The organism is Kitasatospora dryopteridis (genome assembly GCF_050749075.1).
Classification (GTDB): domain Bacteria; phylum Actinomycetota; class Actinomycetes; order Streptomycetales; family Streptomycetaceae; genus Kitasatospora.
The window spans coordinates 6,559,279-6,574,294 of sequence record NZ_CP192749.1; the positions used below are offsets into that span (position 1 = coordinate 6,559,279).

Consider the following 15,016-nt stretch of genomic DNA (forward strand, 5'->3'; position numbering starts at 1 on the left):
CAGGGCATGCCCTGACGTCCCGTCAGAAGCACCAGCCCCTCCGGTAGGCCTCCCAGTCGGCGGGGGTGGCGGTGAAGTCGACGTACAGGGCGAGGCCGAAGGCCTGCCGGCCGCCCCGGCCGAGGGCGAGCCGGGCGCCGCGGACGGCGGCCTCGACGGTCTCGGCGGAGCCGCGGTGGCCGAAGTCGTCCTCCCAGTAGGCGGGCAGCCCCATCAGCAGGTCGACGCCGGCGGGGGTGGCCTCCAGGGCCAGCTCGGTCTGCTGGGCGACGTAGCCGCCGTAGAGCGACTCGAGCGGCATGGCGGTGTCGTAGGACATCACCGCGATCTGGTCGACCCGCCGGGCGACCCGGCCGAAGTACTCCTGCGACCACCACTTGCCGTGGTCGGCGACGGCGAGGCCGACGTTGTGGAGCCCGGGCAGCGGGTCGATCTGCGGGGCGGCGACGGAGAGCGGAACCTTGGCGGCGGCGGTGACGGGCCGCACCTGGTCCAGCAGGGCGAGGAAGCCGGCCGAGTCGGAGCGCACCGGCTCGAGGTCGAAGTGGATGCCGTCGAAGCCGAGGGCGAGGGTCTGCCGGGCGGCGGCGGTGATCCGGTCGCGGACCTCGGGGCGGTCCAGGTGCAGGCCGTCCTTCTCCGGGGCGACGACGTCGCCGAGCCAGGCCTGCACCCGCAGTCCGGGCAGCTGCCGGTGGACGTCCTCGACGAAGCGGCGGGCCTGCGGGGAGCGCCCGGCGTCCAGCGAGCCGTCGTGCTCCAGCGGGCCGGTGTGCACGTAGAGGTCGTGGATGCCGGTGCCCGCGATGCGGGCGGCGAGCGCGGCGAGGTCGGCGTCGGTGCGGCGGCCGTCGACCCAGGCGTGGCCGAGCCAGACGGCGTCGCGGCCCCGGGTCCTGGCCTCGGCGGACGGTTCGCCCGCGTACTGAAGGCGCAGCGCGGCGGCCGCGCCGCCCACCGGAAGGAGCAGCAGGGCGAGGGCGGCCAGCGCGGTGACCGCACACCTGCGGCGCCGCGTCCATCCGCGCCATCGGGCCCGTGCCCGGCCTGCTGCTGCCGTGGTCCTGCATGGCACTGCGTACCCCCCGTTCCGTCCGTTCAGGTGGACAGGACGCCCAGGATGCGGAATGGGTTCCGTGGCTGTGCGGGTGTCCGGATACCCTGACGGCGTGCATCCCCGTTCACGGAGGGGACGCATAGCCGACAGCCGTCGCACCCAGGGAGTCGCCCCATGGCCACCGCCGTCCCCTCGTCCGCCGCAGCAGCCGCCCACCAGGAGCGTGCGAACGCCCTCCGCGAAGCCCTCGCCACCCGTGTCGTGGTGGCCGACGGCGCGATGGGCACCATGCTGCAGGCGCAGGACCCGACCCTGGAGGACTTCCAGCAGCTGGAGGGCTGCAACGAGATCCTCAACGTGACCCGCCCCGACATCGTGCGCTCGGTGCACGAGGCGTACTTCGCCGTCGGCGTGGACTGCGTGGAGACCAACACCTTCGGCGCCAACCACGCGGCGCTCGGCGAGTACGAGATCGCCGACCGCATCGTGGAGCTGTCCGAGGCGGGTGCGAGGCTCGCCCGGGAGACCGCGGACGCCTTCACCGCGCAGGACGGCCGCACCCGCTGGGTGCTCGGCTCGATCGGCCCCGGCACCAAGCTGCCGACCCTGGGCCACACCACCTTCGAGGTGATCCGCGAGGGCTTCCGGCAGAACGCGGCCGGCCTGATCGCCGGCGGCGCGGACGCACTGCTGATCGAGACCAGCCAGGACCTGCTGCAGACCAAGGCCTCCGTGCTGGGCGTCAAGCAGGCGCTCGCCGAGGCGGGCCTGGACCTGCCGGTGCTCGCCCAGGTGACCGTGGAGACCACCGGCACCATGCTGCTCGGCTCCGAGATCGGCGCGGCGCTGACCGCCCTGGAGCCGCTGGGCATCGACTACATCGGCATGAACTGCGCCACCGGCCCGGCCGAGATGAGCGAGCACCTGCGCTACCTGGCGAAGAACGCCAAGGTCGGCCTGTCCTGCATGCCCAACGCCGGCCTGCCCGTCCTCGGCAAGGACGGCGCGCACTACCCGCTGAGCCCCGAGGAGCTCGCGGACGCCCACGAGACCTTCGTCCGCGAGTACGGCCTGTCGCTGGTCGGCGGCTGCTGCGGCACCACCCCCGAGCACCTGCGGCACGTGGTCGAGCGCGTCCAGGGCCGCCCGGTGGTGGCCCGCGACCCGCGGCCCGAGGCGGCCGCCGCCTCGCTGTACCAGTCGGTGCCGTTCCGCCAGGACCTCTCCTACCTGGCGATCGGCGAGCGGACCAACGCCAACGGCTCCAAGAAGTTCCGTGAGGCGATGCTGGCCGAGGACTGGCAGGCCTGCGTCGAGATCGCCCGCGACCAGATCCGGGACGGCTCGCACCTGCTCGACCTGTGCGTCGACTACGTCGGCCGGGACGGCGTCGCCGACATGAAGGAGATCGCCACCCGCCTGGCGACCGCCTCCACCCTGCCGCTGGTGCTGGACTCCACCGAGCCGGAGGTGCTGCGGGCCGGCCTGGAGGCGCTCGGCGGCCGCGCGGTGCTCAACTCGGTCAACTACGAGGACGGCGACGGCCCGGAGACCCGCTTCGGCCGGATCGCCTCGCTCGCCCGCGAGCACGGCGCCGGCCTGATCGCGCTGACCATCGACGAGGAGGGCCAGGCCCGCACCGCCGACAAGAAGGTCGCCATCGCCGAGCGGCTGATCGACCAGCTGACCGCCGAGTACGGCATCGACGAGTCGTCGATCCTGGTCGACTGCCTGACCTTCACCCTGGGCACCGGTCAGGAGGAGTCCCGCCGGGACGGCATCGAGACCGTCGAGGCGATCCGCGAGCTGAAGCGCCGCCGTCCGCAGGTGCAGACCACCCTCGGCCTGTCGAACATCTCCTTCGGCCTCTCGCCGGCCGCCCGCGTGGTGCTGAACTCGGTCTTCCTGCACGAGTGCGTGGAGGCCGGCCTGGACTCGGCGATCGTGCACGCCTCCAAGATCCTGCCGATCGCGCGCATCCCCGAGGAGCAGCGCGAGGTCGCGCTCGACCTGGTGTACGACCGGCGCCGGGACGGCTACGACCCGCTGCAGCGCCTGCTGGAGCTGTTCGAGGGCGTCTCCTCGGCCTCGGTGAAGGCCTCCAAGGCGGAGGAGCTGGCGGCGCTGCCGCTGGATGAGCGCCTGCAGCGGCGGATCGTCGACGGCGAGCGCAACGGCCTGGAGGCCGACCTGGACGAGGCCCTGACGGCCCGTCCGGCGCTGGAGATCATCAACGAGACGCTGCTGGCCGGCATGAAGGTGGTCGGCGAGCTGTTCGGCTCCGGCCAGATGCAGCTGCCGTTCGTGCTGCAGTCGGCCGAGGTGATGAAGACCGCGGTGGCCCACCTGGAGCCGCACATGGAGAAGTCCGACACGGAGGGCAAGGGCACCATCGTGCTCGCCACCGTCAAGGGCGACGTCCACGACATCGGCAAGAACCTGGTCGACATCATCCTGTCCAACAACGGCTACAACGTGGTCAACCTGGGCATCAAGCAGCCGGTCTCGGCGATCCTCGAGGCGGCGCAGGAGCACAACGCCGACGTCATCGGCATGTCCGGCCTGCTGGTCAAGTCCACGGTGATCATGAAGGAGAACCTGGAGGAACTGAACCAGCGCGGCCTGGCCGCCGACTTCCCGGTGATCCTCGGCGGCGCCGCGCTGACCCGCGCCTACGTCGAGCAGGACCTGCACGAGGTCTACCAGGGCGAGGTCCGCTACGCCCGGGACGCCTTCGAGGGCCTCAAGCTGATGGACGCCCTGGTCGCGGTCAAGCGCGGGGTGCCCGGTGCCGCACTGCCCGAGCTGCGGCAGCGCCGGCACGCCCGGGTGGAGGTGGAGGAGGTCGAGGAGGTCAACCTCGGCCAGATCCGCTCCGACGTGGCGCTGGACAACCGGGTGCCGCCGCCGCCGTTCTGGGGCGACCGGATCGTCAAGGGCATCCCGTTCGCGGACTACGCCTCCTGGCTGGACGAGGACGCGCTGTTCAAGGGCCAGTGGGGCCTGAAGGCCTCGCGCAACGGCGACGGCCCCTCGTACGAGGAGCTGGTGGAGACCGAGGGCCGGCCGCGGCTGCGGATGTGGCTGGACCGCCTGCAGACCGAGGGCTGGCTGGAGCCCGCCGTCATCTACGGCTACTTCCCGGCCAACTCCAAGGGCGACGACCTGATCGTCTACAACGAGGACGGCTCCGAGCGGACCCGCTTCACCTTCCCGCGCCAGCGCCGCGGCCGCCGGCTCTGCCTCGCCGACTTCTTCCGCCCGGAGGACTCCGGCGAGCGCGACGTGATCGCCCTGCAGGTGGTCACCATGGGCAACCGGGTCTCCGAGGCCGCCAACGAGCTGTTCGCCGCCAACGCCTACCGCGACTACCTGGAGCTGCACGGCCTGTCCGTGCAGCTGGCCGAGGCGCTCGCCGAGTTCTGGCACGCCCGGGTCCGCTACGAGCTCGGCTTCGGCGACGAGGACCCGCAGGACGTGCGCGACATGTTCGCCCTCAAGTACCGCGGCGCCCGCTTCTCGCTGGGCTACGGCGCCTGCCCGGAGCTGGAGGACCGCGCCAAGATCGCCGAGCTGCTGAAGCCGGAGCGGATCGGCGTGGTGCTCTCCGAGGAGTTCCAGTTGCACCCCGAGCAGTCCACCGACGCCATCGTGATCCACCACCCCGAGGCGAAGTACTTCAACGCCAGGTAATCCGTCCGCTGCGTTCCGTTCGGCACATTTCCGGTCGGCGGGCGTATCCTGAATGATCCTGAACGGGCCGGTCCGCTCACCAGCGGGCCGGCCTGTGCCATCCCCGGCTCCGTCCGGCGACCGGCGCGGACGCGCCCCACCCCAGGCGAAGGGACCTGCCATGACGACCATCTCGACCCTCACCGAAAGCCTCGGCGGCACCGGCGGCGGCCTCCGGGCCGTACTGCTCGACATGGACGGCACGCTCGTCGACACCGAGGACTTCTGGTGGCAGGCCGAGGCGTCGCTCTTCGCCGAGTTCGGGCACGCCCTCGACGAGGCCGACCGGGCCCACGTCGTCGGCGGCCCGATGACCCGGGTGATCGACTACCTGCTCGAGCGGACCTCCGTGCCGCTCACCCCGGCCGAGCTGACCGTCCTCATCAACCAGCGCTTCGTCGACCTGCTCGCCGGCGGCGTGCCGCTGATGCCCGGCGCCGAGCGGCTGCTCAACACGCTCGCCGCGCACGGCGTCCCGGCCGCCCTGGTGTCCGCCTCGCACCGGCACGTCATCGACATCGTGCTGCGCAGCCTCGGTAGCCACCACTTCGCCTTCAGCGTCGCCGGCGACGAGGTGCCGCGCACCAAGCCGCACCCCGACCCGTACCTGCTCGCCGCCGCCCGGCTCGGCGCCGAGCCCGCGCGCTGCGTGGTCATCGAGGACGCGCCGACCGGCGTCCTGGCCGCCGAGGCGGCCGGCTGCCCGGTGATCGCCGTGCCCTCGGTCACCGCGATCGAACCCGGCCCGGGGCGCACCGTGCTGGCCTCCCTGGAGCAGGTCGACCTGGAGCTGCTCCACGCGCTCACCGCCGTCCGGGTGTGAGTTCGATCTCTTTTCCGCGCAGCGCCCGTCTCGGGCTGCGGCGCTGTGGCAACGGACCGTGCTGGGCCTGACGGCCAAATCGGACATTGGCCTACAGATCGTCGGGTTGCGGGACCCGTCGGTCGGTGCCGGCCCCCGTACCCCGCGCACCTGTGCGACGGCAGTACGTGGTCGATATGGCACGCTACTTCCGGTCATTCCCCGAAAAGGGGACAACGGACCGTCACCGACCGCGCACCCCACCCCGGGCGCGGCTCGTGGCGGCCCCTACCGGCGCCTCCCCACAAGCCCGGCCGCACGGAGAAGGAAACACTCCCGCATGTCTTCAGCCCACCGCCTGGCCGTGCTCGGCTGCGCCGCCATGGTCGTCTCCTCGGCCGCCGGCTGCGCCTCCGCGACCAAGGCCGTCACCGGCAAGGACTCGCCGTCCACGATCACCATGGGCACCACCAACGTGACCAGCGTGCTCGACCCGGCGGGCGCCTACGACGCCGGTTCCTGGCTGGTGCTGAACAACACCTTCCAGTCGCTGCTGAGCTTCCCGCCCGGCGCGACCGTGCCGCAGCCCGACGCCGCGCAGTCCTGCGGCTTCACCGGCGGCGACGCGAAGACCTACGAGTGCACCCTGCGCTCCGGGCTGAAGTTCTCCAACGGCCACCCGATGACCTCCGAGGACGTCGTCTTCTCGGTCCAGCGGATGCTGAAGATCAACGACCCGAGCGGCCCCGCCTCGCTGCTGTCCACCATCAAGTCGGTGGAGGCCAAGGGCGAGAACAAGGTGGTCTTCCACCTCAACGCGCCCGACGCGGTGCTCCCGGCCAAGCTCGCCTCGGCGGCCGGCTCGATCGTCGACCACCAGGTCTTCCCGGCCGACGCGCTGCTCGCCAACGACAAGCTGGTCGGCTCCGGCCCGTACAAGATCGACTCGATCGCCGCGATGGACGGCGGCGAGAACCCCGGCAAGATCACCCTCTCCGCCAACAGCGAGTACGGCGGCGAGAACAAGCCCGCCACCGGCAAGTTCGCGCTCCGCTACTTCAACGCGCCGGACGAGCTGAAGACCGCCCTGGAGAAGGGCGACGTCGACCTCGCCGACAACAGCCTGGAGCCCTCCGCCGGCGCCAAGATCAAGAACGACGAGATCGCCGGCAAGGGCGACCTCAAGGTGGCCCAGGGCGAGAGCGCCGAGACCCGCTACCTGGTCCTCAACACCAAGGACGCGGTCACCGGCAACCCGGCCGTCCGCCAGGCGATCGCCCAGATGGTCGACCGCAAGGCGCTCGCCCGCACCGTGTACGCCGGCACCGTCCAGCCGCTGTACTCCCTGGTGCCGGCCGGCATCACCGGCCACAACACCTCCTTCGCCGACCGCTACGGCGACCCGAGCGTCGAGAAGGCGAAGAAGATCCTCTCCGCCGCGAAGGTCTCCACCCCGGTCAAGATGACCCTGACCTGGTCGCGCGCCCGCGCCGGCGCCGCCGAGATGGAGCAGCTGAAGAAGGACCTGGAGGCCGGCGGCGTCTTCCAGGTGGACGTCAAGCAGGAGCCCGACTGGAAGAAGTACCAGGAGGGCTGGAAGGCCGGCAGCTACCAGGCCTACACCGTCGGCTGGACCCCGGACTACGCCGACCCGGACAACTTCGTCAGCCCGATCGTGGTCGACGGCGGCGCCTTCCACAACGGCTGGGACGACGAGCGGATCAGCGGCAGGCTGGTGCCCGCCAGCATCAAGCTGACCGACCGCACCGCCGGCGGCGCCTACGCCCAGATCCAGAACATCGTCGCCGAGGGCGTCCCGGTGATCCCGCTGTTCCAGGCGAAGTCCTTCTACGCCTCGCGCAACGACATCACCGGCGTCGACGCGACCGTCGACACCACCGGCATCTTCCGGTTCTGGGAGATCGGCCGCACCGCCGCCCAGAAGTGACCGAACGGCGACGGCCCGCCCCCTCCGCAGCGGAGGGGGCGGGCCGTCGCCGTTCCGGGCCCGGAGCCGGGCGCCGCGCCGGGCTCAGAGCGAGCCGGGGCGCACCAGGCCCGACTCGTAGGCGTACACCGCGGCCTGCACCCGGTCGCGCAGCTGCAGCTTGGTCAGCACATGGCCGACGTGCGTCTTCACCGTCGTCTCGCTGACGAACAGCTCCGCGGCGATCTCCGCGTTCGACAGCCCGCGGGCGACCAGCCGCAGCACCTCCACCTCGCGCTCGGTCAGCGCGCCCAGCGCCTGCGGCGGCGCCTCCTCGCCGGAGGGCAGCTTGGTGGCGTACATGTCCAGCAGCCGCCGGGTCACCGAGGGCGCCAGCATCGCCGCGCCGTCGGCCACCACCCGGATCGCCTGCACCAGCTCCTCGGCCGGCACGTCCTTCAGCAGGAAGCCGCTGGCTCCGGCGCGCAGCGCCTCCACCACGTACTCGTCCAGGTCGAAGGTGGTCAGCACCAGCACCTTCGCCGGGCCGTCCCGGCCGGGGCCGGCGATCCGGCGGGTCGCCTCCACCCCGTCCATCCGCGGCATCCGGATGTCCATCAGCACCACGTCCGGCTGGAGCGCCCGGACCTGCTCCAGCGCCTGCTGGCCGTCCCCGGCCTCCCCGACCACCACCAGGTCGGACTCGGCCTCCAGGATCATCCGGAAACCGGTGCGAAGCAGCGGCTGGTCGTCGACCAGCAGCACTCGGATCGTCACCTACGACTCCTTGCTCACCATGAGATCCCCCGTGGGATCGTCGTCGGTCGTTCTCTGCACCGGCACGGGCAGCGGCAGCGGGTACGGCGGGGGAGTGCCCCCGAACTCCGGGCACCGGCTCTTGTGGTCGCACCAGTCGCACAGCCGGTTGCGGGTCGCGGGGAACTCGCCCGTCTCCACCGCCCGGGAGATCGCCTCCCACAGCGCCCGCAGCTTGCGCTCCACCGACAGCAGGTCCGCCTCGTCCGGGTCGTACGTGACGACGTCCCCGCCGCCGCCCAGGTACACCAGCTGCAGCCGGCGCGGGACGACGCCCTTCCAGCGCCACACCACCAGCGCGTAGAACTTCATCTGGAACATCGCCTTGCCCTCGAAGTCCCTCGAGGGCGCCCGGCCGGTCTTGTAGTCGACCAGCCGCACCTCGCCGGTCGGGGCGACGTCCACCCGGTCGATGTAGCCGCGCAGCAGCACCCCCGGATCCAGCGGCGTCTCCACGTACAGCTCGCGCTCCACCGGGTGCAGCCGGGTCGGGTCCTCCAGGCGGAACCAGCGGTCCACCAGCTTCTCCGCGTCGGCCAGCCAGCCGGCCAGCGCCGAGCCGTCCGGATCGTCCGGGAACAGCTCGGCCAGCTCCGGCCGCTCGCCCAGCAGCCGCTCCCACTGCGGGCGCAGCAGCGACCGCGCCAGCTCCGCCGTCCGCTCGGCCGGCGGGTGGTCGAACAGCCGCTCCAGCACCGCGTGCACCACCGTGCCGCGGGTCGCCGCCGCGCTCGGCGGCTCCGGCAGCCGGTCGATCACCCGCAGCCGGTACAGCAGCGGGCAGGTCATGAAGTCGCCGGCACGCGAGGGCGACAGGCCCGTCGGCGCGGCGGCCGGCCTGGGCGGCGGCGCGGTGTCCTTCTGGTGCATGCCCCGACCCTATTGCCCCCGGCTCACATCCCGCTGCCAGCCCGCTGACAGCGGCACCGCTGCACCGGCCCGATCCGGGGTATCACCCCCGTACGGGCACCACCGGAAACGAGGCCCGGGGCGCGGCGCGAGGGGCGCGCGCGGCATCCGGACGGAGATCACGTAGCGTGGGCGCGACGATGCGGGCCACGGCCGACGGGACGGGCCGGGGCCACGGTGACGACAGCGACGAGAGCGAAGGGGACGCGGTGAGCGACACCAGGGGGCAGCGGACCTCCGACCAGCCGTCGGCGGGCCGGCCCGAGAGGCCGGAGCCGCGCGGCGGCATCCTCATGGGCCGCCCGTTCGGCGTACCGGTGTACGTCACGCCCTCGTGGTTCGTCATCGCCGCCCTCATCACCTGGATCTTCGGCGGACGGCTCTCCGAGGTGCTGCCCGACCTCGGCGCCACCCGCTACCTGGTCTCGTTCTCCTTCGCCGTCGCCTTCTACGCCTCCGTCCTGGTGCACGAACTGGCGCACACCGTCGTCGCACTCCGCTACAAGCTCTCGGTGCGGCGTATCCAGCTCCAGTTCTTCGGCGGCGTCTCCGAGATCGAGAAGGAGGCCGAGACCCCCGTCCGCGAGTTCTGGCTGGCCTTCGTCGGCCCGCTGCTCTCGCTCGTCCTCGGCGGCATCTTCTACCTCGCCCTGACCGGCGTCGACACCGACACCGTGCCCGGCGTGCTGCTCGCCGGCCTCATGGTCAGCAACCTCGTCGTCGCCGCCTTCAACCTGCTGCCCGGCCTCCCGCTGGACGGCGGACGGATGCTGCGCGCCGTCGTCTGGGGCATCACCGGCCGCCCGATGGCCGGCACCGTCGCCGCCGCCTGGGTCGGCCGCGGGCTCGCCCTGCTCGTCCTCTTCGGCCTGCCGCTGTTCAGCGCCTCCCGCGACCCGCAGCAGTCCACCTCCGACAGCCTGATCGACGGCGTCCTCGCCGCGGTCCTCGCCGTGATCATCTGGAACGGGGCGAGCGGCGCCGTCCGCAACGCCCGGCTGCGGGAGGCCCTGCCCGGCCTCGCCCTGCGCGACCTCGCCCGCCGGTCCGTCGACGTCACCGCCGACACCCCGCTCGGCGAGGCGCTGCGCCGCGCCCGCGAGGCCCAGGCCGGGGCGATCGTCGTGGTGGACGGCCGCGGCGAGCCCACCGCCCTGGTCACCGAGGCCGCCGTCGCCAAGGTGCCCGAGCACCGCCGCCCCTGGATCGCCGTCGGCGCCGTCGCCCGCGACATCGAGCCCGGCATGCGGCTGGACGTCGGCCTCACCGGCGAGGAACTGCTCACCGCCCTGCGCGGCGCCCCCGCCACCGAGTACCTGGTCGTCCGCCCCGACGGCACCCCGTACGGCGTGCTGGCCCTCGCCGACCTCGAACGCAGACTCGCCCGCGAGGTCGGCGGCCGCCGGTGACCCACGGGGGCAACCCGCGCCCCCGGTGGTGACCCCGTCCGTCCCGGCCCCGGTGGGCTGGTCGGGGGAGGTCCGGCGTTCCTTTAGGATTGTCGGCATGTCCGAACCGACCGGTGCCACCCGCCGACGCGGGCCCTTCCAGGTCGGGGACCAGGTCCAGCTGACCGACCCCAAGGGCCGCCACTACACGTTCACGCTCCAGGCCGGGAACCAGTTCCACACCCACAAGGGTGCGTTCCCGCACGACGAGCTGATCGGCGCCCCCGAGGGCACGGTCGTACGCACGACGGGCAACGTCCCGTACCTCGCGCTGCGCCCCCTGCTCCCCGACTACGTCCTGTCCATGCCCCGCGGCGCGGCGGTGATCTACCCCAAGGACGCGGGTCAGATCCTGGCGATGGCCGACATCTTCGCGGGTGCCCGCGTGGTCGAGGCCGGCGTCGGCTCCGGCGCGCTCTCCACCTACCTGCTGCGCGCCGTCGGCGACACCGGCATGCTGGCCTCCTACGAGCGCCGCGAGGACTTCGCCGAGATCGCCCGCGGCAACGTGGAGCGCTACTTCGGCGGCCCGCACCCGGCGTGGAAGCTGACCGTCGGCGACCTCCAGGACAACCTGGTCGAGACCGACGTCGACCGCGTCATCCTGGACATGCTCGCCCCCTGGGAGTGCCTGGACGTCGCCTCCAAGGCGCTCGTCCCCGGCGGCCTCATCTGCTGCTACGTGGCCACCACCACGCAGATGTCGAAGACCGTCGAGGCGCTGCGCGAGCACGGTACCTTCACCGAGCCGCAGGCCTGGGAGACCATGGTCCGCACCTGGCACCTCGAGGGCCTGGCCGTCCGCCCGGACCACCGCATGATCGGCCACACCGGCTTCCTGCTCACCGCCCGCCGCCTCGCGGACGGCGTCGAGCCGCCGCTGCGCCGCCGCCGCCCGGCCAAGGGCGCCTACGGCGAGGACTACGACAACGGCACCCCGGAGCCCTCGCTGGCCGAGCGGGCGGCCGCCCGCCGCGCGGCCCGCGAAACGGCCGCGGGCGAGGGCGTCGACCTGCCCTGACACCGTGACGCAGCACCCGCGAGGGGCGGCGCACCGGGGGACTTCCCCCGGCGCACCGCCCCTCGCGGCGCTGCAGGGGCGGCCGGCCGTGACGAGCCGCCGCCCGGGGTCCCGCAGCCGCCGATCATGTGGCAGGATGCTCGCTCACGACACCCCCTTCCGCGTCCTGCGGGGCGCCTTCCGGGGGAGTGGTCCGCCCGGCGGGCGCAGCGAGGTGGGGGGTCCCTCGCGGGGCCGCGGGCACCCGGGCCCGGGGGAGCCCCGACACGTACCAGCAGCAGCGGCCGAGGCGGAGCACATCATGACCACGAGCGGCATGACCACGAGCGGCGCACCGAAGGGACCGGGGCACGCGCGCAGCGGGCTCAAGCACTGGGCCCTGGTGGCGGCCGGCTGCGGCGCGGTGGTCGCCGGCGCACTGGCGGCGGACCCGGCGCAGGGCACCCCCACCCCCACCCGCCCCACCGCCAAGCCCGCTCCGAGCGCCGCGGCGCCGGACCCGGCGAAGGCCGAACTTCCCCTTGACTGCGGGCCCTTCACCGTCTCCGTGGCACTGCGGGCCAGTGCCGAGGTGGACGGCGTGCCGACCACCGTGGTGGCCGCGCACTGCGCCGCCGACAACGGCACCCCGCCGGACGGCGTCTTCCTGCTCACCAACGGCCCGGACGGCCGCCCCGAGGTCGCCGCGACGCTGCTCGACCCGCTGAAGGACGGCCTGACGGTCACCGCCCTCACGGTGCGCAGCGACGGCGAGATCCGCGGCCGGGCGCAGGGCTACTCCTCGCTCGACGTCCCGCGCTGCTGCCCCGACCGCCTGGTGGAACTCAGCTGGACGCGCCACGGCGACCGCTGGGTGCGGGCACAGAGTGCCGCGCCGGCGGGCCAGGTCTGACGGCCCGTCCCCGTGCGGCCTGAGCCGGGCTCAGCCCGGCCCCGCTCACTCGGCGTCGGGGCCGTACACCTCGACGCGGTCGCGCACCCGGCGCACGTGGATGCAGTCGCCGGGGCACTCCTTGGCCGAGTCGACGACGTCCTGAAGCAGGGTCAGCGGCACCGGCACCGTCTCGCCGGGCTGCTGGCGCAGCTCGTCGTCGTCGCCCTTGACGTAGGCGAGGCCGTCGATGTCCAGCTCGAAGACCTCCGGCGCGTACTGTGCGCAGATCCCGTCGCCCGTGCACAGATCCTGGTCGATCCAGACTTCGAGCTCTTCGCCGGTCGCCGACATGTCCCCTGCCGTTTCTGTCCTGGAACGCCCCGCTTCGCGCGGCATTTCCCCTCTCACTCCAGAGCCGACCTTACCCCCGCCCTGCTTTGAACCGTTGAGCGGTGGGCACATCCACTACCAGAGGGGAAGCAACGCAAGGGCGAAGATCGGACACGCCCGATCCATCTTTCTGATCTAGGGGTTTACAGACCCCTGGCTGCAGGTAGGTTTGGGTCGTCCAGCTCCCCCAGGAGGAGGTGAGGACCGTGGCAGCCCACGATGACGACTACAACCGCAGCGCCGGCCGGCCCGCTCGTGGTTCCGACGAGGCCGCGCAGGTCTCGTACCTCGAGCAGGAGATCGCCGTCCTGCGTCGCAAGCTCGCCGACTCGCCGCGCAACTCGAGAATCCTCGAGGAGCGCATCGTCGAGCTCCAGACCAACCTGGCCGGTGTCACCGCCCAGAACGAGCGGCTCGCCGCCACTCTCCGTGAGGCCCGCGACCAGATCGTGGCCCTCAAGGAGGAGGTCGACCGCCTCGCCCAGCCCCCTGCCGGCTTCGGCACCTTCCTCAGCGCCAACGAGGACGGCACCGTCGACATCTTCACGGGCGGCCGCAAGCTGCGTGTCAACGTCAGCCCGAGCATCGAGCCCGAGGAGCTGCGCCGCGGCCAGGAGGTCATGCTCAACGAGGCCCTGAACGTCGTGGACGTGATGGCCTTCGAGAGCATCGGCGACATCGTCACCCTCAAGGAGGTCCTGGAGGACGGCGAGCGGGCGCTGGTGATCGGCCACACCGACGAGGAGCGCGTGGTCCGGTTGGCCGAGCCGCTGCGCGAGCTCACCCTCCGTCCCGGCGACGCGCTGCTGCTGGAGCCCCGTTCCGGCTACGTCTACGAGATCGTGCCGAAGTCCGAGGTCGAGGAGCTGGTCCTCGAGGAGGTCCCGGACATCGACTACCGGCAGATCGGCGGTCTGGGCACCCAGATCGAGCAGATCCGCGACGCGGTCGAGCTGCCCTACCTGCACGCCGACCTCTTCAAGGAGTACGAGCTGCGCCCGCCCAAGGGCGTGCTGCTCTACGGCCCGCCCGGCTGCGGCAAGACGCTGATCGCCAAGGCGGTCGCGAACTCGCTGGCCAAGAAGGTCGCCGAGGTCACCGGCCGGCCGCAGGGCAAGAGCTACTTCCTCAACATCAAGGGCCCCGAGCTGCTCAACAAGTACGTGGGCGAGACCGAGCGGCAGATCCGCCTGGTCTTCCAGCGGGCCCGGGAGAAGGCGAGCGAGGGCACGCCCGTCATCGTCTTCTTCGACGAGATGGAGTCGCTGTTCCGCACCCGCGGCTCCGGCGTCAGCTCGGACGTGGAGAACACCATCGTCCCGCAGCTGCTGGCGGAGATCGACGGCGTGGAGGGCCTGGAGAACGTCATCGTCATCGGCGCCTCCAACCGCGAGGACATGATCGACCCGGCGATCCTGCGGCCCGGCCGCCTGGACGTCAAGATCAAGATCGAGCGGCCGGACGCCGAGGCGGCGAAGGACATCTTCTCCAAGTACCTCAAGGACTCGCTGCCCTTCCACCCGGACGACGTCAAGGAGCACGACGGCTCGGTGCCGGCCACCGTCGCCGCCATGATCCAGTCCGTGGTCGAGCGGATGTACTCCGAGACGGAGGACAACCGCTTCCTGGAGGTCACCTACGCCAACGGTGACAAGGAGGTCCTGTACTTCAAGGACTTCAACTCCGGAGCCATGATCCAGAACATCGTGGACCGCGCCAAGAAGATGGCCATCAAGGACTTCCTCGACCACGGCCAGCGCGGCCTGCGCGTCTCCCACCTGCTCGCCGCCTGCGTGGACGAGTTCAAGGAGAACGAGGACCTGCCCAACACCACCAACCCGGACGACTGGGCCCGGATCTCGGGCAAGAAGGGCGAGCGGATCGTCTTCATCCGCACCCTGGTCACCGGCAAGCAGGGCGCCGAGTCCGGCCGCTCCATCGACACCGTCGCCAACACGGGACAGTACCTGTAAGGACCGCGAACCCTCCGTCCGGCTGCGGTGCCCGCCCGCCCCGCAGCCGGACGGCGCGTCTGCACAG

Annotated in this window: 11 protein-coding genes; 7 read left to right on the forward strand and 4 right to left on the reverse strand. The window is 72.2% G+C overall.

Annotation, left to right across the window (positions count from 1 at the left end; translation table 11 throughout):
- Nucleotides 1–22: 22 nt before the first annotated feature.
- Nucleotides 23–1,075, reverse strand: a complete 1,053-nt coding sequence (locus tag ACQ614_RS29565) for a hypothetical protein (protein ID WP_431681896.1) — start codon at nucleotides 1,073–1,075, stop codon at nucleotides 23–25.
- A 156-nt stretch (nucleotides 1,076–1,231) separates the two neighbouring features.
- Between ACQ614_RS29565 and metH the strand changes: the two genes are divergently transcribed.
- From metH to ACQ614_RS29580, 3 genes are all read left to right on the forward strand, one after another.
- Entirely contained in the window at nucleotides 1,232–4,750 is a 3,519-nt protein-coding gene (gene metH, locus ACQ614_RS29570) for a methionine synthase (RefSeq protein ID WP_431681897.1), read from the forward strand.
- Nucleotides 4,751–4,910: 160 nt separating this feature from the next.
- The gene (locus tag ACQ614_RS29575; protein ID WP_431681899.1) at nucleotides 4,911–5,612 is read left to right on the forward strand and encodes an HAD family hydrolase; all 702 of its coding nucleotides are present in this window, start codon (nucleotides 4,911–4,913) and stop codon (nucleotides 5,610–5,612) included.
- A 319-nt stretch (nucleotides 5,613–5,931) separates the two neighbouring features.
- The gene (locus ACQ614_RS29580) at nucleotides 5,932–7,539 is read left to right on the forward strand and encodes an ABC transporter substrate-binding protein (protein ID WP_431681900.1); all 1,608 of its coding nucleotides are present in this window, start codon (nucleotides 5,932–5,934) and stop codon (nucleotides 7,537–7,539) included.
- An 84-nt stretch (nucleotides 7,540–7,623) separates the two neighbouring features.
- On the opposite strand, the gene ACQ614_RS29585 is transcribed toward ACQ614_RS29580, so the two are convergent.
- Nucleotides 7,624–8,295 (reverse strand): response regulator, encoded by a 672-nt coding sequence (locus ACQ614_RS29585; protein ID WP_431681901.1) that lies wholly within the window; start codon nucleotides 8,293–8,295, stop codon nucleotides 7,624–7,626.
- Nucleotides 8,296–9,204, reverse strand: a complete 909-nt coding sequence (locus ACQ614_RS29590; protein WP_431681902.1) for a RecB family exonuclease — start codon at nucleotides 9,202–9,204, stop codon at nucleotides 8,296–8,298.
- Between the two features lie 248 nt (nucleotides 9,205–9,452).
- Between ACQ614_RS29590 and ACQ614_RS29595 the strand changes: the two genes are divergently transcribed.
- From ACQ614_RS29595 to ACQ614_RS29605, 3 genes are all read left to right on the forward strand, one after another.
- Entirely contained in the window at nucleotides 9,453–10,652 is a 1,200-nt protein-coding gene (locus ACQ614_RS29595) for a site-2 protease family protein (RefSeq protein WP_431681903.1), read from the forward strand.
- Between the two features lie 97 nt (nucleotides 10,653–10,749).
- The gene (locus tag ACQ614_RS29600) at nucleotides 10,750–11,712 is read left to right on the forward strand and encodes a tRNA (adenine-N1)-methyltransferase (protein WP_431681904.1); all 963 of its coding nucleotides are present in this window, start codon (nucleotides 10,750–10,752) and stop codon (nucleotides 11,710–11,712) included.
- A 301-nt stretch (nucleotides 11,713–12,013) separates the two neighbouring features.
- Nucleotides 12,014–12,604 (forward strand): hypothetical protein, encoded by a 591-nt coding sequence (locus ACQ614_RS29605; RefSeq protein WP_363495061.1) that lies wholly within the window; start codon nucleotides 12,014–12,016, stop codon nucleotides 12,602–12,604.
- Between the two features lie 45 nt (nucleotides 12,605–12,649).
- On the opposite strand, the gene ACQ614_RS29610 is transcribed toward ACQ614_RS29605, so the two are convergent.
- Entirely contained in the window at nucleotides 12,650–12,937 is a 288-nt protein-coding gene (locus tag ACQ614_RS29610) for a ferredoxin (RefSeq protein ID WP_363495059.1), read from the reverse strand.
- 245 nt (nucleotides 12,938–13,182) lie between these two features.
- Here ACQ614_RS29610 and arc point away from each other — a divergent pair, with 245 nt between their 5' ends.
- Nucleotides 13,183–14,949 (forward strand): proteasome ATPase, encoded by a 1,767-nt coding sequence (arc, locus tag ACQ614_RS29615; protein WP_363495057.1) that lies wholly within the window; start codon nucleotides 13,183–13,185, stop codon nucleotides 14,947–14,949.
- Nucleotides 14,950–15,016 lie beyond the last annotated feature (67 nt).